The sequence below is a fragment of the Paenibacillus sp. 7541 genome, assembly GCF_002276395.1.
Classification (GTDB): domain Bacteria; phylum Bacillota; class Bacilli; order Paenibacillales; family Paenibacillaceae; genus Paenibacillus_AQ; species Paenibacillus_AQ campinasensis.
The window spans coordinates 20,170-42,013 of the sequence record NZ_NQLZ01000022.1 but is presented as its reverse complement, the minus strand read 5'-3'; the positions used below and the strand labels follow the sequence as shown (position 1 = coordinate 42,013).

General features: G+C 52.0%; 15 protein-coding genes and 1 pseudogene. 14 read left to right on the top strand and 2 right to left on the bottom strand.

Annotation, left to right across the window (positions count from 1 at the left end):
* The first annotated feature begins 208 nt into the window (after positions 1–208).
* The 9 genes from CHH75_RS13740 to CHH75_RS13700 all read left to right on the top strand — a co-directional run bounded on the left by CHH75_RS13740 (position 209) and on the right by CHH75_RS13700 (position 10,902).
* Positions 209–1,543, top strand: coding sequence for an ABC transporter substrate-binding protein (locus CHH75_RS13740; RefSeq protein ID WP_095398465.1), 1,335 nt, complete (start codon positions 209–211; stop codon positions 1,541–1,543).
* Between the two features lie 122 nt (positions 1,544–1,665).
* Positions 1,666–2,523, top strand: coding sequence for a carbohydrate ABC transporter permease (locus CHH75_RS13735; protein WP_095263748.1), 858 nt, complete (start codon positions 1,666–1,668; stop codon positions 2,521–2,523).
* 21 nt (positions 2,524–2,544) lie between these two features.
* On the top strand, positions 2,545–3,420 hold the full coding sequence (locus CHH75_RS13730) for a carbohydrate ABC transporter permease (RefSeq protein ID WP_095263749.1): 876 nt from the start codon (positions 2,545–2,547) through the stop codon (positions 3,418–3,420).
* Between the two features lie 304 nt (positions 3,421–3,724).
* The gene (locus CHH75_RS13720; protein ID WP_095398463.1) at positions 3,725–4,555 is read left to right on the top strand and encodes a PadR family transcriptional regulator; all 831 of its coding nucleotides are present in this window, start codon (positions 3,725–3,727) and stop codon (positions 4,553–4,555) included.
* Positions 4,556–4,684: 129 nt separating this feature from the next.
* Positions 4,685–6,442, top strand: coding sequence for an ABC transporter ATP-binding protein (locus tag CHH75_RS13715; protein WP_095263752.1), 1,758 nt, complete (start codon positions 4,685–4,687; stop codon positions 6,440–6,442).
* The gene (locus tag CHH75_RS25310) at positions 6,423–8,378 is read left to right on the top strand and encodes an ABC transporter ATP-binding protein (protein WP_230875641.1); all 1,956 of its coding nucleotides are present in this window, start codon (positions 6,423–6,425) and stop codon (positions 8,376–8,378) included. Before CHH75_RS13715 ends, CHH75_RS25310 begins: the two co-directional genes overlap by 20 nt.
* Positions 8,379–8,394: 16 nt before the next feature.
* Positions 8,395–8,562 (top strand): hypothetical protein, encoded by a 168-nt coding sequence (locus CHH75_RS24890; protein ID WP_155617788.1) that lies wholly within the window; start codon positions 8,395–8,397, stop codon positions 8,560–8,562.
* Positions 8,563–8,592: 30 nt separating this feature from the next.
* A complete protein-coding gene (locus CHH75_RS13705; RefSeq protein ID WP_095398462.1) occupies positions 8,593–8,946 on the top strand; it encodes a DUF2200 domain-containing protein in 354 nt (117 codons plus the stop codon).
* Between the two features lie 729 nt (positions 8,947–9,675).
* A complete protein-coding gene (locus CHH75_RS13700) occupies positions 9,676–10,902 on the top strand; it encodes an alpha-helical endospore appendage domain-containing protein (RefSeq protein ID WP_095398461.1) in 1,227 nt (408 codons plus the stop codon).
* 341 nt (positions 10,903–11,243) lie between these two features.
* Here CHH75_RS13700 and CHH75_RS13690 read toward each other — a convergent pair whose 3' ends face one another.
* A complete protein-coding gene (locus CHH75_RS13690; protein WP_255223034.1) occupies positions 11,244–12,782 on the bottom strand; it encodes an esterase/lipase family protein in 1,539 nt (512 codons plus the stop codon).
* A gap of 533 nt (positions 12,783–13,315) precedes the next feature.
* On the opposite strand from CHH75_RS13690, the gene CHH75_RS13685 reads away from it, so the two are divergent.
* The 4 genes from CHH75_RS13685 to CHH75_RS13670 all read left to right on the top strand — a co-directional run bounded on the left by CHH75_RS13685 (position 13,316) and on the right by CHH75_RS13670 (position 19,753).
* On the top strand, positions 13,316–16,489 hold the full coding sequence (locus CHH75_RS13685; RefSeq protein WP_095398458.1) for a bifunctional cytochrome P450/NADPH--P450 reductase: 3,174 nt from the start codon (positions 13,316–13,318) through the stop codon (positions 16,487–16,489).
* A 252-nt stretch (positions 16,490–16,741) separates the two neighbouring features.
* A complete protein-coding gene (locus tag CHH75_RS13680; RefSeq protein ID WP_095398457.1) occupies positions 16,742–17,089 on the top strand; it encodes a hypothetical protein in 348 nt (115 codons plus the stop codon).
* A gap of 626 nt (positions 17,090–17,715) precedes the next feature.
* Positions 17,716–18,660: a tyrosine-type recombinase/integrase gene (locus CHH75_RS13675; RefSeq protein ID WP_244908081.1), complete on the top strand. Its 945-nt coding sequence runs from the start codon at positions 17,716–17,718 to the stop codon at positions 18,658–18,660.
* Positions 18,661–19,126: 466 nt separating this feature from the next.
* Positions 19,127–19,753: a LysE family translocator gene (locus CHH75_RS13670; protein ID WP_095263758.1), complete on the top strand. Its 627-nt coding sequence runs from the start codon at positions 19,127–19,129 to the stop codon at positions 19,751–19,753.
* A 139-nt stretch (positions 19,754–19,892) separates the two neighbouring features.
* Here CHH75_RS13670 and tlp read toward each other — a convergent pair.
* Positions 19,893–20,119: pseudogene (gene tlp, locus CHH75_RS13665) on the bottom strand (small acid-soluble spore protein Tlp).
* A 266-nt stretch (positions 20,120–20,385) separates the two neighbouring features.
* Between tlp and CHH75_RS13660 the strand changes: the two are divergent.
* Entirely contained in the window at positions 20,386–21,639 is a 1,254-nt protein-coding gene (locus CHH75_RS13660) for a YCF48-related protein (protein WP_255223033.1), read from the top strand.
* Positions 21,640–21,844: the final 205 nt, after the last annotated feature.

The window sequence follows — 21,844 nt, the reverse complement described above, 5'->3', positions numbered from 1 at the left end:
TCGACCTCGCCGCCAGCAGCCGCGAAGATACCGAAGAACGTCATCTGGGGAGGGAGGATATAGGATTAAGGCATCCCGGCAGGCCCGGCTGTAGAATAATTTACCCCTGCATAATAAAATTGTAGCCCTTTGAAAGCCTTTGCCCGTGGCATAAAATGCTGATAAGACATCAACGACCCACGACAAAAATAACGAAGGGGGAAATCGAATGTTAAAAAGGTCATCGATGATTCTGATGAGTGTCATGCTGCTGTTCGCGACATTCCTGGCTGCCTGCGGCGGCGGAGGCACGAGTTCGTCGGGGGATGGCGGCGACACGGGGACAGAGACACCGCCCGTGGCGGAAGAGAATGCACCGCCGGTCAAGCTGCGTGTGTTCTCGACGTTCGGCGGAACCGATGCGGCGCGTGAAGCGTTCCAATCCGCGCTGGACGAGTTCACGGCTTCACATCCGAATGTAACGATTGAGAATGACACGATGTCCGCGAATGACGACGGCTTCCGGACGAAAGTCAACACCGACATGAACAGCGGCAACGAGCCGGATCTGCTGTTCTACTTCATCGGTGCGGATGCCGAAGGATTCGTCAATGCGGGCAAGGTCGTTCCGCTCAACGATCTTCTCGAGGAGGATGCCGAATGGAAGGGCGGCTTCATTCCGGATGCGCTGGAGCTTGCCAGACAGGAAGACGGCAACATCTATGCGGTGCCGCTGACGGGCTTTTATGAAGGTCTGTTCGTGAACAAGAAGATTTTCGAGGATCATGGGCTTGAGCTGCCAACCGATTGGGATAAGCTGACGACAGCGGTCAAGACGCTGTCCGAGAATGGCATCATCCCGTTATCGGTGCCGTTTGACCAGTCTCACTATCTGATCGAGCATGCCGTACTGTCGGCTGCGGGTCCGGAAGGTCAGAACAAAGGGCTGAAGGATGAAGTGGATCCGAACTGGGAGAAAGGCTATGCTGCCATCAAGGAATTGTATGATCTTGGCGCATTTCCGAAAGATGCGGCAACCATCGATCTGAGCATGGCCGGCAACTATTACAGCGAAGGTCTTGCGGCCATGATTCTTGAAGGCTCGTGGGCCATCGGCGGATGGAATGAAGATGTGCGTGACCAGACGACGGTGGTGCCATTCCCGGCCGTTCCTGGCGGTGTAGGCAGCGGCAACGACATTGTGGGCGGCTTCGGCACAGGCTTCTACCTGTCCAAGGCGACGTATGATGACGCAGCGAAAAAAGATACGGCGGTTGCGTTGATGAAACATCTGACGTCCCCGGCCAGCATTCAGAAGATTGCTACCGCGAACGGCGGTACGCCGGCGGCGGATGTAGAAGTGACCGGGCTGCCGCAGGTTGCGCTCGACGGCTTCTCGATGGCGGCGAAAGCAGCATCCATCAGCTCGCCAATTGACAGCAAAGTGGCACAGGAGACCTTCGGCAACCTTCGCGCCAGCGTATATGCGGTTATCCAGGGCGAGAAGACGCCGACCGAAGCGATTGCCGATGCGAAAAAGGTAGAGGACGACAACAGACCATAAATATTGTCTAGAGAACATTCGCATAACCGTTAGCAAACGCCGCCCGATTCTGCATGCCTGGGCGGCGTCGCTATTTCGGGTGTCAGGAAGAACCGATAAATTCTACATCAAGGGTGATAAAAATGAAGGGTGATCGAAAGTATATATGGATGTTTTTGCTTCCTGCCGCAGTGATCATGGCCATCTTTTTGTATTATCCGTTTTTCAAGAGCCTCTATCTGAGCTTTTACCGGACGACAGGCTTCTTTGATAAACGGTTTGTCGGGTGGAACAACTACGAGCGGCTGTTCTCGGATGAGCTTCTGGGTGCGGCAACGCTGAACACGCTCGAAGTGATGCTGTACGTGCTGGTGTTTCAGGTCGGCATCGCGCTTGTTCTCGCAGTGCTGGTGGACTCGATCCGAAAGGGGAAGGATTTTTACCGGACGGTCTTTTTCTTCCCGGTGGTCATATCCGGTACGGCCATTTCACTGTTGTTTGTCCTGTTCTATAACTATAATTTCGGTCTGCTGAACAACCTGCTTGCCCAGTTCAATATCGAGAAGGTGCTGTGGCTGGATCAGGGCAATGCGCTGAAGGCCATTTCGATTCCGACGGTATGGCATTATGTGGGCTTTTACTTCATCTTGTTCCTGACTGCCATGTCCAAAATCCCATCCGACTATTATGAGGCAGCCAAGCTGGAAGGCATCAGCGGCCTCAAAAAGACAACCATGCTCACCATTCCGCTCATCATGAGCGACATCAAGGTCGTCATTACGCTGGCCATCACCGGTACGCTCAAAGTATTCGAGTTCGTCTGGGTCATTACAAGAGGCCAGAACGGCACCGAGGTACTCGGGACGTATATGTACAAAAAGGCGATGGTCGATCAAAACTTCGGATATGGTTCAGCAGTTGCAATTTACATGGTTATTTTCGGCGTGGTGTTGGCGCTTGTGGCCAACCGGTTGTTGAAGCGGGATGAGATTACATATTAAGCCATATAGGGGTGTTCGATTATGGAGCCGACGATTGTCGCGGAGCAACAAAAACAGCAGGTGATCCATAAGAAAAGATGGAAAGCGAGCAGTGTGATCATCTACATCATTCTGACGGCATGGTCGCTAACCACAATATATCCGCTGTTCTGGATTGTGAACAATTCGTTCAAGGTGTCCCGGGATGTCATGAATGACTCATTCTCCATTGCGTGGAATCCGGTGTGGACGAATTATGAAAATGCTTTTGAGCGGATCAACATTGGCCGAAGCTACATGAACAGTCTGATTATGTCGTTCAGTACGGTATTCCTGGTGCTGCTGCTGGGAGGCTTGGCAGCCTATGTGTTGTCCCGGTTTCAGTTCCAAGGAAAAAGAACGATCTATTCCGTGCTGTACGCCACCTTGCTGATTCCGGCATTCGCCACCGTCGTGCCGGTGTATGAGCTGCTGATTCAGACGAGTCTTGTGAACACATATTGGGGATTGATACTGCCGCAGACGGCCGGGAATTTGACCTTTGCGATTCTGGTCATCGCCGGATACATGAGCACCATTCCGAAGGAGCTGGAGGAAGCGGCGTTCATGGATGGCTGTAATCGCTGGCAGATGTTCTACCGCATCTTCGTGCCGATCTCGCGCCCGGTGTTTGCATCGGCGAGCATTTTTGTATTCCTGTGGTCTTACAATGACTTGTTCTCGGCACTGATCTTCGTGAATAAGGAAAATGTACGGCCGATCGTTGCTTTGCTGAACGAGATCAGCTCGCAGTACGGAACCGACTTCGGCCTGATGGCCACGGCGGTGTCGCTGACGGTCATTCCGGTGTTTCTGGTGTACTTGATGATCTCGAAGTATATCCAGAAGGGATTGACCGAAGGAGCGGTCAAGGGATAAGCAGGCCTTTAGGGACGGGATAGAATCCGTTAAGGGAATTGGGGAGATGGTATGACGGATTTATGCAGATCAGGCGCCCGTTCGTGCTGGACATAATGAAAATGATCGTGCGAGGATGGAAGCTGACTTCGCCACCGCAATGTGGAATGACGGTGGTGATAGGTCGGCTTTTATTTTTTTATGTAGCGACAGGGCCTGAAGTCAATGCGAAAAATGGAAAAAACAGCCTGAAAAACGATTGTATTCTAACGATATATCGTATAAAATTCGGAGTAATACGATATATCGTAATGGAGGGCAATGCATGACCAAGGAATGGAAGCAAGAGGAGAGACTGTTTTTGCATTTGGGCAATGCGCGGGACACCGGAGGCTCGGGCAGACGGTATTTCAGCCGGGGCGGGGTTAAGTATGCGCTGCTGGAGCTGCTCAGTCATGAGAATATGCACGGCTACCAAATGATGAAGGCGCTGGAGGAGCAGTCGGGCGGTACATATAAGCCAAGCGCCGGCTCGATTTACCCGACCCTGCAGATGCTTCGGGACCAGGGATTGGTAGAGCCCTATAAGCAGGACGGCAAGCGGATATTTCAAATTACGGAGGAAGGCCGGGCTTATTTGCAGGAAGAAATGGAGCGTCCGGAACCGCTCAATGCTGCTGAGCAAGGGGGGGAACCTGCTGAGTTCGGCTACGACGGTCACCGCGGCTACCGCGGCCACGAAGACGAGCGCGATGCGGACCTGGATCCGCCGATGCCCCGGCGCAATCGGCGGCTGACGCCGAAGGGCAAAGAGCTGATCCACCTGCTGAAAGCAGCGGAAAGGGCAGCGATCGCCGATCCGGCGAAAGCAGAGCAGCTTCGGGCTGTGCTTGCGGACCTTCGCCAGACGCTGCAGCATATCGCTGGCATGCCCGTGCCGGGCAGCGAGTCTGATGCGGCGTATTCCGCGGCTCCGGCAGAGCCTGGCGGTTCGGCAGGGACGCCAGCGCCCGAGGGGCGTGAGGGATCGCCCGACGCTCCTGGCCCAGCGGACCGCTCCGATCATCCCGCTGCGGGTTCATCCGGCATGCCGGAAGGGCCATTCGGGCAATCCGGTTCCAGCGGCAGCCAGCCGCAACGAAATGAAGAGGAGTGAGCTGCTGCGGTTGTAGCAGTAACGCTGCCAGGCATTGTCTGGCAGCTGCCGTGCAGAATCGCTCGGGTTCCTATGAACATGTTCCCCGGGTCCAGGACTGGAACTGACAAGACGGGAGGTGGGCGTGCCTTGACATCCGCACGCATATTGCTGGATTTTTTTCGGAAGACGTGGTTGGTATATTTGCTCTCACTTCTCCTCCATCTCGTATCCAATCTGATTAATGTTTATTTCCCGAAGGTGCTGGGGGAGTTTACTGACAAGCTGCATGTCGGGGAGCTGACCCGTTCGCTCATTGTCGATTACAGCCTGCTGCTGCTGGCGATCGGGGTAGGGCATGTGCTCTTTAACGGCGTGGCCATGTATTTGATCATGCATATCGGGCGCAGGTTCGAATTTCTCGTAAGAGGGCGGCTGTTTCGTCATTTCACCGAGATGAGCGAGCGCTTCTATTCCCGTAACGGGGTAGGCAAGCTGCTCAGCTATTTCATGAACGATGTCACGGCGGTGCGCGAGTCGATCTCGATGGGCTTTAACCAGTCGGCGAACGCCGCGATGCTGCTTATAGCGGCCATGTCGATGATGTTTATCAGCGGCATCCCGGTTTATCTGATCGCAGCCTCGGTGCTGCCGCTGCTGTTGATTCCGTTTATCGTGGTGTATCTTGGTCCCGTGATCAGAAAGCGGTCGCTGGAGGTGCAGGAGGCGCTTGGACGCATGACCGATACAGCCGAGGAGCAGTTTGGCGGCATTCGGGTCACGAAGAAATTCGCCGTAGAAGATATTATGCAGCAGCGGTTTGACCAAACGGTGGAGCGCATTCGCCGCAACCAGCTTCGACTGGTGCGCGTATCGTCGTTCTTCCAGGCATTGATTCCGTTTCTCGGCACGATTGCATTGATTACGGCGCTGGCATTTGGCGGGTATCTGACGATTATGGGCCGGATCACGCTCGGTAACTTCGTCGCACTCACGCTCTATGTCCGGATGCTGATGACTCCGCTGCAGCAGATTGGCAACGTCATTAATTCAATTCAGCGCTCACGCGCGTCGCTGGAGCGACTGAATGACCTATTGTCCCAGAAGTCGGACATTGTGGAATCAGATCATGCGAAGGCGGTGGATCTCGGCAAAGCCGAAATCCGGATCGACAACCTGAGCTTTGCTTATGAGGACACTTCTCATCAGGTGCTGAAACAGATCGATCTGAACGTTAAACCAGGGCAGACGCTAGGCATCATCGGGCGGACCGGAAGCGGCAAAACAACGCTGATGAAGCTGCTGCTGCGCACCTATGATCCACCTCCGGGCACGATTCATTACGATGAGACGGATGTGAGAGCGTTGACGCTGGAAAGCCTGCGCAGCCAGATCGCCTATGTGCCGCAGGACGGTTTTCTGTTCAGTACGACGATCCGCGAGAATATCGCCTTCTATAAGCGCGATGCGGATCTTGATCGTGTGGAGAGCGCCGCGCGCCAGGCGCAGATCTACGATAATATTGTGGAGCTGCCGAGCCGGTTCGAGACGAGACTGGGGGAGCGCGGCCTGACACTGTCCGGCGGTCAGCGGCAGCGGACGAGTCTGGCCCGCGGCCTGATCAAGAACGCGCCGATCATGATTCTCGATGACAGTGTCAGCGCGGTGGACGCGGTGACAGAGAAGGAGATTATCGATTCGATCCAGAAGGAGCGTCAAGGCAAAACCACGATCATTATCGCGCATCGGATCAGCGCCATCAAACATGCGGATCACATCCTTGTGCTGGATGATGGCGTAATCATTCAGCGCGGCACGCATGAGGAGCTGCTGCGGCAGGACGGACTTTATGCCGACCTTCATGCCATACAGGAGGAGGGAAGCCAGCATGGCACAAGCCATTCATAACTGGAAGGCCGACCAGAAGGCGGATCTGAACCAGCCGGAACAGAAGCCGCATTACATCTCGGCGTTCAAGGCGTTGTCCGGCTATATCAAGCTTCATCGCTTGGGATTTATCGGGGTGTTCTTATGTTCGCTGATTGCAATCATGTCCGAGCTGCTGCAGCCGTTCCTGATGAAAATCGCAATTGATGACAATCTGCTGGCTGGCGTTAACGATTACAGGGGACTGCTGATCATCTGCGCGATCTATCTGGGCTTGTCGGTGTCGAGCTTCGCCTTCACGTATTTGCAGAACAACCTGCTGCAGCATATCGGGCAGAGCATCGTGGCCCGCATTCGCAAGCAGCTGTTTGGCCATATCATGAAGCAGTCGATGAAATATTTCGACCGGATGTCCAGCGGCAGCCTGATCACGCATGTGTCAAGCGACACGGAAGCGCTGAATCAATTTTTCAATCAGGTGCTGCTAAGTCTGTTCCGCGACGGTCTGACGCTCGTGTTCATCATTGTGATGATGTTCCAGCTGGATGGGCAGCTGGCGCTGTATTGCATGATTTTGCTGCCGATTATTTTTGTCATCGCGATTGCGTTCCGCTCATTCATGCGTACGACGTATCAGCTGGCCAGAACGAGGCTGTCACGGATGGTTGCCTTTGTGGCCGAAAATCTGTCCGGCATGAATCTTGTCCAGGTGTTTCACCAGCAGAAAGAGCAGGAGAAGCAGTTCAACGAGCGGAACAGCTCGTATTTTAAAGCCAATTTGCGTGAAATCCGGACGAATGTGCTGTTTGGACGCACCTTTGATATATTGAGCAACCTGTCGATTGCGCTGGTGGTCTGGGTTGGCGGAAACGCGGTGCTGGATCAAAGCCTGGCGTTCGGCGTTCTGTATGCGTTTATAACGTATATCCGTCAGTTCTTCCAGCCGATCAATACGATCACTCAGCAATGGAATACGCTGCAATCGGCTACGGTAGCGGTGTCGCGCATCTGGGCAGTGTTCGAGAGCAAGCCGGAGATCGTGGATCGCACAGATGTCGTGTCAGCGGATGCCGCGGCATCGTCTTCTGCGTCTTCTGCGTCTTCTGCACAGCCGACGAAGTTTGACGTGGACCGTGCGGCAGCTCGGAAGGGCGGCCCAGCGGAGCCTGAGGGGCGTCATTCAGTCAAGAGCGCTCAAGGATTTCTGCCTGAACAGGTGAGAGGACGTATTGATTTTCATGAGGTTTCTTTTGCATACGAGGAAGGGACACCGATTATCCGTCAGGTGGATCTGCATATTCGGCCCGGTGAATTGATCGGGGTGGTCGGTACGACCGGTGCGGGAAAAAGCTCGCTGATCAGCCTGCTGTGCCGCTTCTATGACGTGCAGGAAGGCAGCATCTGCATTGACGGCGTAGATGTGCGCGATATTCCGCAGCGTTCACTGCACCGCATCGTCGGGCTTGTGCAGCAGGAGCCGTACTTGTATTCGGGCAGCATCATTGATAATATCCGGATGTTCGACGAGTCGATCAGCCGTGAGGAAGTGATATCCGCTTGCGAGTTTGTGGGCGCGGATCATATTATCCGGAAGCTGGCGAAAGGCTATGATACGATGCTGTCTGAACGGGGCAGCGGGTTGTCGGCGGGCGAGCGGCAGATGATTTCTTTTGCCCGGATTATTGTGTTCAAGCCGAAGATCCTTATCCTGGATGAAGCCAGCGCCAACCTGGACTCGTACACAGAGCAGCTGATTCAGAATGCCCTTTATGTCGTGTCCCAGAATCGCACCACGATTGTTATTGCCCATCGGTTGTCCACCATCATGCAGGCAGACCGCATTCTCGTGATGAGTAAAGGCGAAATTATAGAGCAAGGCACTCACGAGCAACTGCTGGAGCGCGGCGGCCAGTACCGGGAGCTATACGAGCACTCGCAAGGCCATGTGGCGGTGTAGCAGGAGGGGATATTCGTTGCAGTGCAGTACAGTGCCGTGCAGTGCAGTTCAGGCCGTGCCTGCCATCAGTCTAAGGGGCAGCGCCGTTATTGCCTCTAATACGGGCACATGGCTTCCGGTTGATCGATTCCGGTTCCTGGTATCCAGCAGCTTCCTTCGTCACGCTTCGGCTTACATGCTATAATAGAGAAAACTTGATAAGGGAAGATGAATGATGACCAAACATCGTATCTATACAACCAGCTTTGCAAGTGTCTATCCCCATTATGTGACGAAGGCGGAACGAAAAGGCCGTACCAAAGCCGAAGTGGATGAAATTATCTGTTGGCTGACAGGATATAGCCAGGAAGAGCTGGAAACACAACTGGACGAGAAGACAGATTTTGAGACTTTCTTTGCGAAGGCTCCAGCCATGAATCCGGCGCGGGCTTTGGTTAAAGGCGTCGTATGCGGCGTCCGCGTGGAAGACATTGAAGAAACGACGATGCGGGAAATTCGCTATCTGGATAAGCTGATTGACGAACTGGCTAAAGGGAAAGCGATGGAGAAGATTTTGCGAAAAATGTAGTTAACCCGTTGAAGGATATGGAAGTCCGCCTGTCACGGTGCCCCCGATTGCGAAATCGGGGGTTTTTTGTTGTTATGGCACTCTTTGTGACGCTGTATTGGGATAGAAGTAATGAGCATGTTTATTAGTAGAGACGGTAGAAATCATCATCAGCATGAGTTTCATGTGTTGTGCGTTGTCTGTTTATGGCATTTTTGCGGCCTTTGAGAATACAGATAATGGTATATGAAGTTCGCTTTCCGATACATACAGGATACACACGCAAATTTGTGGTTTAACTACTGGATATTCATGGGAATGATGGCCGTGGTCATGTAGAGCGACGATACAATCGAACAACAGGGGGAGCAAGATGAAAGGTTGTCACAATCTTCCCGCTTATTGATGTTCGCCCTTCTAAGTAGATACATGGGGATTGGATACCCGGGCGGCTTGAAATCGTCGATCAAAGCAATCGGAAGGGAAGGCTGGAGGTGAAGATGCTTATATAGGCTAATGCACGATGAGCGTTGCTGATTGTCAAGTTGGAATGGCGTGCCGTTATGCGGATGGAAGTCATCTGGATTCGTGCGGCGATAAAAGGATGGGTGTAACATTGGGAGGCTTGAGCTCGATCTGATCTTATGACGCTCGCGAACCATGGTCGAATGTTGGAAGTTATCCATGTTGAATCTATCCTATCACAAGAAAACTGGGAATGGACGGCAAAAGCGAACAGGAGGAGAAAGCATGTCTCAGTCCAATATCCCCAACATCACGCCGGTCATTACGATAAGCCGGGAAGACGCCATTAATTTGCTGCTGTCTTCGATTGCCATGGAAGAGTTGGGGTTAAGCCATATTATTAATGCTGAAGGAGAGAAGCTGCAGTATGTTCTTGGCACCTTGCCGGGAATGACCGGCCCCACGGCGACGATAAGTGATTTGCTGATGATCAATAACAGCATGCGGGAGACCATCCGCGAAATAACGAAGAAAGAATGGGCACTGCAAGGTAAACTGGAGCGGATCATGTCCCCGCCGGTCCCGTTCGGCCCGCCAGGTTCACCGGGGCCGGCAGGACCGACCGGTGCGGTAGCTCCTGGGACGTTCCTGTTTAATGTAGTCGGTGAGGCTGGCAGTGTGCCGATGACAGCCGGTGAAAGCCTTACGTTCACTTCGAACAGTCTCGACATCGCAGCGACACCCGGTTCGGCAATCGTCTCGATTGAGACGGAGGAAGGCGGGACCGGCGCAACAGGCCTGACTGGCCCAACCGGTGCGACGGGTATCCCGGGTGTGACCGGGGTTTCGGGTGCGACGGGAGCGACGGGAGCGACAGGAGCTGCCGGATTGACCGGGGCGACCGGGGTGACAGGTGTCACGGGGGGAACCGGGACACCTGGCGAAACCGGCGAGACGGGAGCGACAGGGGCAACGGGTGTGACTGGAACGACAGGCGAGACGGGAGCGACGGGTGCGATCGGGGTAACAGGCGCCACGGGCGTAACGGGTGAGACCGGAACAACAGGCGTGACAGGCGTCACCGGTGTGACGGGCGTGCCAAGGCAACCGTTTGTGCTGGCATCTGCTCCGGAACAATCTGTTGCACCTAACGCCCCGCTGACGAACTATATTTTTGAAGCCGCAGGGCTTGGTTTTGACAACACAACAGGCACCATTACGGTTCAACAGGAAGGCTTGTATTATGTTAACCTAACGTACAACAAAGCTGCGGGAACACCTTCAGGATCCCGCTTCGGCTATGCCTTCAACGGCATTCCATCGTCCACTCCGGATATTCTGGACTCCGCAACTGCAGGCAATGGATATGTGATCGTTTCGATTTATCTCAGTGCCGGAGATACGATTCAAGCCTTGAATTTATCTGCATTCCCGGTTGCACTATCCGAAGGATTGGCGAATAGCGCTGCGCAGCTGTTCTGTTTTCGATTTGCGGGACCTCAGATGACATAAGCTTGCTGTATGGCAGACTGGTGCATAGAAGAAGACTCATGGCGTGTCTCAAACGAATCTCAAGCACATTCAAGGCAATCCCAAGCGAATAAGGATCATTGTCAAGGACTTCAATCTCATTGTAGTCCTTGACCTCATTTTGTTATTAATGAGTTACGCAGGTGAATTCATATATTCACCCCTTAATAATTACATAAAATATATTATGTTAACTATAGCAAAGGTGAGATATGGAATTGACATTAGTAAGTGATAATAAGGAAAGAGCAGAGTAGGATCTCTGCTCTTGTCAATGCTCGAGGATATATCTCATTGGATTTCCGCGTGGATCGCTTTCCCTTCTACAGCCCGTATTGACGTCCCGATTCGTCCACGAATACGGATTGTACGATCGTGCGGCGGAACGGATAGCCCTTGTCGGTTACGCCTGTTGCTTCAGCTGTAATGCTGTAAAGCCCCGGCTTGTTGAACACCGACATGTCCGGCTTTGCATTCGCGCTGAAGTTCTTCGTTGAGATGGACGGGGAAAGCTTCTGCGGGGACAAGCTGTCAGGATCACCGAAATAGCTGATATCATAGCTGATGTTGTTCACATGCGCTTGATCTTGCTGCTGAAGCTGAATTTCTGATCCGGTAGATTTCAGGCTGATCTTGAAATCTTGAGGGCGATGGAACTGGGCTGCCATCAGGTAGGCTGCGGCGTCCGGCGCCGATGCGGTCAGTTCGTAAGCTCCCGGGGCCGGCTGATTCAGCAGCACCTGGTGATGCCATGCCCCCTGGAATATTTCTTCATCTTGGTACATCTCAGGCTGAAGCGTCTCGACAGTGCCGTCCGGATGGGTGAGCTCCAGGCTGTGAAGCGGCTTGTCGCTGATCCAGCTCAGCTGAACGGATGCCACGCCATCTTCGACAACGAGCGTCTCGGTTGCCTGTCCGTGGAGCTTGCCTCCCCGGATATAATGGCTGCCCGGATCGTGAGCTACCGAGGCGCTTGGCGCAATCCGTTCGTGGCCGGATTCAGAAGAGAAGGCCTGGGCCGGTTCCGCTTGCTGCAGATAAGGAGCCAGCAGGGAATAGACATGGGAACCTGTGCGCACGCTTGTGTGATTCCAAGGGCCAACGCGGATCATGCGTCCGCCGGGCACATAAGCGCTCTGGACGGTGACGACACCGTCGTTGTCGCCATAGGAAGACAAATACAGTCCGCCGAAGAAATGCGAAGTGCTGCCAGAAGACCAGCTATTGCCTGCGAGTGTGTAAAAGGGTACGCCTCTGCCCGAGCTCAGCCCATCGGTCTGTGAGCGGAAGTATTGCATGTAGGACGTCTGCATCGAAGCGGTGCCGGGATTTCTGGAACCGATCAGGTCTGCCAGCCAGCCGGCCCAACTGCTGTAGGCAAGGTCTGCCAACTGCGAGCCGTGATGCGGGCTGCCCAGGGTGATGACGCGCTGCACATAAGGTGCCGCACCGTAATGGACGATGGCTGCCTGTGTATCGACACCGCCTTTGCTGTGGGCGATCACGATCAGTTTTTTACCGAAATGCTCGCTGATTTCCCGGATTTTCCCGGAGAGAAGCCTGCCGTTGTCCCACATGCTCTCGGAGGTTCCTGTAATGTCATACAGGTTGATAAAAGAGGTCTGGTACCCGTTATTGTACGCCTGTTCATACATATCGTTGTTCTCGTACCATACATTGGCACTGCTGTTCAGGCCATGCACGAACAGGATGGCCGGCTTCGATGGATCGACACGCTCAGGCGCAGCGCCCACCGTCCAGCTTCCGGGTGTGCCGCCCGTGTTCGGATTTGTCGGTTTTCCCGCCTGCACCGGCGAAGTCGTGATGCTGAATGTGATGAGGCCAGCAAGCAATAAAGACATCCATTTTCTCATAAATTCATCCCCTTCCAACTTTTTCAATTCTCTCGTATCTTAGCATCTGAAATAAATGGGAAGTGTCGATTCTATTTCAAATTTTCGTTAAATCTATGAGGAAGTGTAAAAAATGATGTAGGTTTCATAGATGGATTATTTCACTAGGTAAGCGTGATTAAATATACTAATGATCGAATGCGAAGCGGCAGCGGCTTTATATGAATGCGTTTGCGATGATATACTCGCACTGTACTCTATGAATAGAGCGCTACCCAATGGTCCTAAGACTTTGAGACTGTTGTAGATTGGAACTGGAAATGTTAGGGTAAAAGCAGATAACGAAGTGACTTATTTTTTTACGCTAGAATGACCGTTATACCAAATTGGTCAATTGGTTCTGTTTCGTTTTTTTTTAATGTTTTGCATTCAATGTGATTACTTGCAGCATATGAAGTGATGTCCGTGAATTTGTAGCGTTTATTTCAAAAAAGTCATGATTCAGAAGGTTGGATTAATAAGTTGGAGGAGGAGTGGTGTGCATGTCCCTATTTTCAGTACCGCAACCCAAAACATTCGGCCCTTTAGGTAACTTGCCGCATTTAAACTTTGAGGAGCCTGTGCAATCCCTGGTTAAACTTGCAGACCAATATGGACCTATCTTTCGAATGGAGTATCCAGGACGAAGCGAGCTGTATATTTCAGGTCATGAGCTGGTCGCCGAGGTAACGGATGAATCCAAATTCGATAAGCGTGTGTGGGCACCTCTTGAGAAAGTTCGTGCGTTTGCAGGAGATGGCTTGTTTACAAGCTGGACCTATGAATCCAATTGGACAAAAGCCCACAATGTGCTGTTACCCAGCTTCAGCCAGCGAGCCATGCAAGGATATCATAACAAGATGGTTGATCTGGCTGTGCAGCTTGTTCAGAAATGGTCCAGGCTGAATCCCGATGAAGCGGTTAACGTCCCCGATGATATGACACGTCTAACCCTGGATACGATCGGATTGTGTGGCTTCAATTATCGGTTTAACAGCTTTTACAGAGAAGAACCGCACCCATTTATCACGAGCATGGTACGCGCATTGGATGAGGCCATGAGTTCACTGCAGCGCCTTCGTATTCAGGATAAGCTGATGATCAGTAAAAAGAAACAGTTCGAACAGGATATCCGTTCGATGTTCACGCTGGTCGATCATATTATTGCCGAGCGCAAAGAGCACCCTCAGGAAGGTGCGGATGATCTGTTATCCCATATGCTTAACGGCAAGGACCCGGAAACGGGAGAAACACTGGATGATGAAAATATCCGTTATCAGATTATTACATTCCTCATTGCAGGGCATGAGACAACGAGTGGATTACTATCCTTTGCCATTTACTACTTGATGAAAAATCCGGATAAGTTGGCCAAGGCGCAAGCCGAAGCCGACCAGATTCTGAAAGATCCGGTTCCGACGTACAATCAGGTTCGCAATCTGAAATACATCCGCATGGTGCTGAACGAAGCGTTGCGCTTGTGGCCAACGGCTCCGGCATTTTCCCTTTACGCCAAAGAGGACACGGTGCTCGCAGGAAAGTACCCTTTGCAAAAAGGGGATAGTGTAAGTGTGCTCATTCCCAAGCTGCACCGTGACCGTGATGCTTGGGGGGACGATGTAGAGGAATTCCGTCCGGAGCGGTTCGAGGATCCGAGCAAGGTTCCGCATGATGCCTACAAGCCGTTTGGTAATGGTCAACGGGCCTGCATTGGACAGCAGTTTGCACTTCAGGAGGCAACGCTTGTGCTGGGCATGGTCCTGAAACATTTTGACCTGATCGATCATACCGATTACCAGTTGAAGGTAAAAGAGACTTTGACACTCAAGCCGGAACATTTCACCATTCGGGTTCGTGTGAGTGGTGGGCAGCCCGTCATGGCTGTTCCAGGTATTTCGGTAAAGGAACCATCTTCGGTTGCCAAAAGAAAAGAGCCTGATCCGGCAAATGCCCATCACACCCCGATGCTGGTCTTGTACGGCTCCAATCTGGGTACAGCGGAAGGTATTGCCCGTGAGATTGCAGATCATGCACGATACCAGGGATTTCGAAGTGAAGTCGCAGCACTGAATGATCGGGTAGGCAAACTGCCGAAAGAAGGTGTTGTTATTATCGTCAGTGCATCCTACAATGGCCAGCCGCCGAGTAATGCCAAGGACTTTGTGGAATGGATTGAACATGCAGATCACAAGGAATTTGAGGGAGTCCGTTATGCTGTTCTTGGATGCGGGGATCACAACTGGGCCAGCACGTATCAGCGTATCCCGCGTTTGATTGATGAACAGCTCTCTTCGAAGGGCGCAACGCGGTTGTCTCCTCTTGGTGAAAGTGACGCAAACGGGGATTTTGAGAAGCAGGTAGAGGACTGGAGTGAACAATTGTGGCAGGATCTGGCACGTGCGATGGGACTTGAGCTCAGCAGCAGCTCAGGCAGTGAATGCAGTTCATTGTCCATACAGTTTGTAAGTGGGCTAGCGGTGACACCGCTCGCAGATACGTATGATGCCCATGTAGCTCAAGTGCTCGAAAATCGGGAACTTCATGATGCGGGCAGCCCGCGGAGTACACGTCATCTGGAAATTAAACTGCCTGAGGGCATGACCTACAAGGAAGGTGATCATCTGGGAATTCTGCCGCAAAATCCACCGGAACTTGTGGAACGCGTACTAAAGCGCTACGGTTACACTGGTACGGAACATTTGGTTCTGGATGCATCGGGTCGAAGTGCAGCACATTTGCCCCTACAGCAGCCGGTTAATCTATATGACCTGCTCAGTCACAGTGTGGAGCTACAAGAGGCAGCAACGCGTGCACAGCTGAGAGAGCTGGCGGCATATACCGTTTGCCCCCCGCACAAGAAGGAGCTAGAAGCTCTCCTGGATGAATCTGTGTATATGGAAGAAGTGCGGAGCAAACGGATATCGATGCTGGATTATCTGGTTAAGTACGAGGCGTGTGAAATGCCGTTTGAACGCTTCCTGGAACTGCTGCCTCCACTCAAAGCGAGATATTATTCCATCTCCAGTTCACCTCGTGTACAGCCGGAACAGGCCAGCATCACAGTCCGTGTAGTTCGTGCTCCTGCCTGGAGCGGACAAGGGGAATATAAAGGCATAGCGTCAAACTATCTGGCGAACCTGAAACCGGGTGAAGAGGTGGTTATGTTCATACGGACGCCAGAGTCCGGGTTTGATTTGCCAGATCAAGCGGATGTACCGATTATTATGGTAGGTCCTGGAACAGGTGTGGCACCATTCCGTGGTTTCCTGCAGGCAAGACGTGTTTTGAAGGAACAAGGGCAGCAGGTTGGCGAAGCCCATCTGTACTTTGGATGCCGTAACCCGGAACATGACTTTTTGTATAAAAATGAGCTTGAAGCTGCACAGCAAGAAGGGCTTGTCCAACTCCATACGGCTTTCTCCAGCGTGGATGGACAGGACAAATGCTACGTGCAGCATCTGATGAGAGACGATGCCCACAAGCTGATTCCACTGCTTGAGCAGGGCGGGCATCTGTATGTTTGCGGAGATGGAAGCAAGATGGCTCCTGATGTGGAGGCCACGCTCAAGCAAGCATACATCGACATTAGCGGCAAATCCGCAGAACAGGCGGATGCATGGCTTGAACGTTTGCAGCAGGAAGGCCGGTACGCCAAAGATGTTTGGACAGGTCTATAGTGGGATAAACGAATTGAATCGGGTATTACTTGCCATACATGAATGAGTTGCACGATGAGACACAGAGAAAAAAGCTGTGCTCACCGTTTTTTAGTCGTGATATCCCATACGAGCATAGCGATACAAGTTAAGGTATAATTTAATGGGCAGTATAGATGTATAGCAAGAGACTGAGACTGATCAGTGTATCTGCTTTTTCTTTTTGGCGTGCTGGGCGAAGGCTCATAATCTAAGATACAGGAAGTGATCCAATTGAACGTGGAAATCAATAAAGATCTTATAAAGGATGAGCGCGGGAATTATTATATTGCCGTGCAAATGGAAGGGAACGAGCTAACCCTCGTCAATGCGTTTGTTGAAGCATCCTTTACTCCAGAATTGATCTACAATGAAGAGTTTCGTAACAGACATAAGGAGATCGAGGGCGGGTTCGTTGGCAAAATTGCTATGGACCTACTGCGCCATGATGTGGTCATGGGGCTGAAAGCAATCGACCGAAAGCTGCTGGACTTGTCCGAAGTGGAGCAGCAGTATAAGGTGAGTTTTATTGATACCATTGAATTCTATCGACATCCCGCGTGGAACACACACAAAGCTTGAACGCTAGCGTCTTGTATTCAGCACACCTTTGGAGAAAGGCAACGGGATTGGGACTATCGGTACCGATCCGATCGGCGCAGCGGTGCAATTCGATAACCCATCCAATGGAGATACTGTATTGCAGAGTGTCTGAATACGCAGTATCGGTTTACGGATGCAGATCGCGTCGTTTACGCTTAATATAGGATGAACGTATATCGGACCGCGAGTGATCGCGGTCTTTTCATTTCAATTCACATCTGCCTCTATGAGGCAATAAGCTAGAAAAAGGCCGAGAGTAGGGGCCCCTATGCCTATTCATACCCATCAGCGAGAGCAAGATCGAGGGGACAATCGGCGAAGTTTATATCCTTCAGTTAACAACGGGTTATCGCCCTCTATAACTGCGTATAATATAAATTATACGCAGTTTACGTTATGAGCGAATGGGCGCACCAGCATGTACACTTGGTCATCTTTCATGCTCCTGAAAGCGCGATATGGCTCGCAATCCGTCAACGGATCAGGTACAATGAAGAGCGTTATCGTGCATCCAATAGGGAGAAGTTGGCACGAGTCGGTGAAACATCATAGAGGCAATCCTAGATTCAGTGAATTGGCGATCGAGAATGGAGTGTGTGGCAGCGATGAACAGACATGGGGAAGAAGAGATCTCGGACCGGTATGGCCTGTACCTGGATTCGTTTCTGATCTGGATGCAGGATGCGGGATACAGCGAATACACCGAGCGGAACTATATGAGCGATGTGAGGCAATTTCTGAGCACGCTGGATGGGCGGGATCTCGCCGAGTGTAAAAAACTTCAGGTGATCGCGTATTTATCTCAAGCGAGACGAAATGGCGCCAGCGATCAGACGCGTAACCGCAAGCATGCGGCTATTCATTGCTTCTTCAAGGCGCTGCAGGAGCTGGAGCTGCTCGAGAACAATCCGGCAGCTGGCATCAAGAAGGCCAAGACGGAGAAGAATAAAGCCCCGGTCTATATGGATGAACAGCAGCTGACAGCGTTTCTGCAATCGGTCAGCGGCAAATACCGGGAGCGCAACCTGGCGATTTTCCTGCTGATGGCGTTCATGGGGCTGCGGGTCGGGGAAGTGCATGGACTTAATCTCGGGGACTATCAGCCTGACCGTAAAACACTGCAAGTATTCGGTAAAGGGCGGAAATGGAGGACAATCCCGGTTCCGGAGCCGGTTGCCGAGATGCTGTCCGTCTACCTGGAGCACAGGCTGACGCCTTATCGGCGTAAAGAAGAGGCGATGTTCATCTCCCAGAAGGGGAGAAGACTGTCGATCCGCACCATTCAGCAAATTGCAGCGGATTCGTTCCGGCAGTACCAGAGTCATCTTCCAGAGCAGATGCGGGTCGCTTATTCCAGTCACAAGCTTCGCCACTCCTTCGCTACCATGCTGCTGCGCAAAGGAACGGATATTCGAACGGTGCAGGAGCTGCTCGGTCATGCCTCGATCCAGACGACCACGGTGTATACGCATGTTTCCAATCGGGAGAAGGAAGAGGCGATGACTCGGCTGGACGTGAAACTGCCGAAGCTGCGTTCAAACCGCAGATGATTAATGTCATTAAATAAATAATCAAATTACATAATGAGGATTATGTAAACCTGATGAATGATGCAGATTTGCGGTTTCAAACGGAATGGAGGCACCGCGCGCTGGGAACTGCGCGCAGTGCGAATAATCGTTGGGGGCATCATCATATGTAGAGGATAATACAGTGAGCGCAGGAGGCAGATCGGCTCGCTATCAGGTTTCTATAAAATTCGACATGCGACAAAGAAAGGCGTCCAATTTGGACGCTTTTTTATGTGCGCTGTGCGCTGTTCGATGAATCGAATGTGGAACGCTTATAATCATTCGTTTATCCATTTAATAGTTAATGACATTAATCAATATGGAAGACATCATAATATATATTATGTTAACATTTGTTGTTTCACAGCCGTCACAAGCAGACGATGTGTCCCAGATATGCTACAATAAACCTCGTTCGACTTATATGGAAAGGAACGATGTCGCCATGTTTACATTGTCATCCCTCCTTCTGTTTATGGGGGCGGCGATTCTGCTTATTCTTGTGCCGGGTCCGGATCTGGTTTTTGCGGTGACGCAAGGGCTGACCAGCGGCAAGAAAGCCGGGGTATTAACCGCGCTCGGGTTAAGTCTCGGCAACATTGTACATACGCTCGCCGCAGCGCTTGGACTGTCCCTCATTCTGAAAACGTCTGCCGTAGCGTTTACGGCTTTCAAGATCGCCGGGGCGCTCTATTTATTTTACCTGGCCTATAAATCGATCAAATACCGCAAAGAGCCGATTGGCCTCGAGAAGGGCAAGCCCCAGTCTGGCCGCAGCCTGTTGATGAAAGGCTTTCTGATGAATGTGCTGAACCCGAAGGTGGCGATTTTCTTCCTGACCTTCCTGCCCCAGTTTGTGAACTATCAGATCGGCCAAGTTGGATTGCAGCTTGTCATCCTAGGTCTTATTTTTCTCGTGCTCAGCGGGGTGATCTTCGGCTTGCTGGCGTATTTTGCCGGGGTGTTCAGTCAGCGAATGCTCAGGAGCTCCCGCTTCGGGGAGATGGCGAATGTTGCAGGAGCGGCGATCTTCTCCGCGCTGGGCGTCAAGCTGCTGACTACCAAGCTATAAGAAGCAGTATGTGTGTATGTATGTGTGATTCTGGCATACGGTAATGGGCGGAGCTTGTGTATAATGTAATGACACGGAACAGGGAGGCGGATGGCCACCCTCCTGTTCCGCCGTTTCTGCCAGTCGTTAAGGCCCTGAGTTACTGATCACGTTGATGGCGGGCTTCGTCCTTGATTCTACACGAAATCCGGCGATGCTTTCTCTGCGGCGCGTGTTGCGTTCCTCGATTTGTTCCTTTTCCTCGGCCGGAATTTCGTCTCCAAATTCCTCAAGATAATCTTCAGCCTCGCGGAAGTTTTCAATGGTGTCCTGGACCGCATCCTGCAGATGCTCGACATTATCCTCGCGATTATCCGGTTTTGCCACTGGTGTTCACCTCCCGAAATGACAGTGATTCATGCTGAGTATGCACTCCACAAGTTTTCCAAAATAATGGCTCTGTTATGCATTTCACAGCGTTTCTGCTATGAAAAGGAAACATTATTGTCATGAATGAAGGTCAGTCTGTTCATAATCCGCTTTAGCAGATATGTTATAATGTCGGAATAAGTAGTATATGGGCACATAAGGCAAAGAGCTTTGAGGAGGAACACTCATTGAAGGCAAGAGGTTTTACTTTCTGGATCCGTATAATGACAATCATTCCTATATTGCTGTCGGCCTGTTCGTCGGAGCAGGCCCAACCGCAGCCTGAACCCCAGCCCCAATCGCTGGAGCAGACCCCGCCGGAAGCGGCTGAAGAAGGGCAGACGATTACGATCGTCACGCCTGAAACTGCCCAAAATCCGGCGGAAGAAAAGAACCAGTATCAGATTCACACACGACTGACCGATTTTCATCTGCTGAATGAATCGACTGGAATCGCGTGGGGCCTGACCAACAATGCGTTACGATTGTACCTAACCGAGGATTACGGCATCACCTGGGTTGACATATCGCCATCCGAGAACGTGAAGTTTACGGATAAGCTGGAGTACGGCAGGGATATCGTATTCCCGGATAAAGATCATGGCTGGATCATTCGCAATCAGCGTGGCGGCGCCGGAACGGTGCTGCTGAACACGGATGACGGCGGGGATACGTGGAGCATCTCTTCGCTGCCCGAACGCGGAAGCGTGATGGCCGTGGCGTTTGCATCGGCAAGGCTCGGCTGGATCATGTCTTCGGAGAAAAGCTTCGGCTACGCCCAGGACAAAACGCTGTTCCAGACGGATGACAACGGCCGCTCCTGGGACAAGGTTATGCAAAACTCGGATTACCCGTCAGCGAACATTCCAAGCACGGTCATGCCGCAGTCGGGGAGGGTGATCGGCATGGATTTTTCCAACGCTAACGTCGGACTCGCAACGGTGAAGGACACACACTTGTCGAGACTGTATATTACCCGTGACGGAGGTCAGAAATGGAGCTCGTCGGCCCAGGTGTTCAACAGTACATCACTGAACCGGTGCGAGGACATAACTCCTGGAAAGCCGAAATTTCTCGGCAACCGAACGGACGCCTACATCCCTGTCACCTGCTACACGGAGGATCGAACGAGCTATTTCGGCTATTTCACCGCCGACAGCGGCAAGTCGTGGAATCTCGTTCCGTTTGAGCGCATCGGCGACATGGAGAACGGCTCGATCCAGCCGGTGTTCAGACGGCTTTACGACGGCTGGAAAATGGCGAACGGGATCGTCTACCATACGACGGATATGGGCAAGAACTGGAAGCCGTTCCCGAGGGACAAGCTGCTGACTCAAAATCTCGGGAACTATCCTAGGGTGGTAAAATTGCAGTTCTTCAGCTCGAAAGTAGGCTGGCTGCTGATTGAAACGCATGATCAGAAGCGTTCCCGGCTGATGAAGAGCACGGACGGCGGCGTGACATGGCAAGGCATTTAACAAGGCATTTAACGCTGAATCTGCATCGCAGGGGATTATCGTGATAACGGATCTCCAAAGGATGATCCTATAGCTGAGCATGTAACTGATCACTTGGCTGAACATCTCATGAATTATCATGATGATCAGCTAGCGTATTACAGGCTTTATCTGCTAAACCTATTCGGTATGGCAGGTAAAGCCTTTTTACCGACGAATAGGAGGT

Excerpts from the sequence above, each read along its gene's own strand:
- CHH75_RS25310 (WP_230875641.1), top strand. The coding sequence starts at position 6,423 with ATGGCACAAGCCATTCATAACTGGAAGGCCGACCAGAAGGCGGATCTG.
- CHH75_RS13740 (WP_095398465.1), top strand. The coding sequence starts at position 209 with ATGTTAAAAAGGTCATCGATGATTCTGATGAGTGTCATGCTGCTGTTC.
- CHH75_RS13735 (WP_095263748.1), top strand. The coding sequence starts at position 1,666 with ATGAAGGGTGATCGAAAGTATATATGGATGTTTTTGCTTCCTGCCGCA.
- CHH75_RS13670 (WP_095263758.1), top strand. The coding sequence starts at position 19,127 with ATGTTTACATTGTCATCCCTCCTTCTGTTTATGGGGGCGGCGATTCTG.
- CHH75_RS13705 (WP_095398462.1), top strand. The coding sequence starts at position 8,593 with ATGACCAAACATCGTATCTATACAACCAGCTTTGCAAGTGTCTATCCC.
- CHH75_RS13720 (WP_095398463.1), top strand. The coding sequence starts at position 3,725 with ATGACCAAGGAATGGAAGCAAGAGGAGAGACTGTTTTTGCATTTGGGC.
- CHH75_RS13685 (WP_095398458.1), top strand. The coding sequence starts at position 13,316 with ATGTCCCTATTTTCAGTACCGCAACCCAAAACATTCGGCCCTTTAGGT.
- CHH75_RS13660 (WP_255223033.1), top strand. The coding sequence starts at position 20,386 with ATGACAATCATTCCTATATTGCTGTCGGCCTGTTCGTCGGAGCAGGCC.
- CHH75_RS13690 (WP_255223034.1), bottom strand. The coding sequence starts at position 12,782 with ATGTCTTTATTGCTTGCTGGCCTCATCACATTCAGCATCACGACTTCG.
- CHH75_RS13700 (WP_095398461.1), top strand. The coding sequence starts at position 9,676 with ATGTCTCAGTCCAATATCCCCAACATCACGCCGGTCATTACGATAAGC.
- CHH75_RS13730 (WP_095263749.1), top strand. The coding sequence starts at position 2,545 with ATGGAGCCGACGATTGTCGCGGAGCAACAAAAACAGCAGGTGATCCAT.
- CHH75_RS13675 (WP_244908081.1), top strand. The coding sequence starts at position 17,716 with ATGAACAGACATGGGGAAGAAGAGATCTCGGACCGGTATGGCCTGTAC.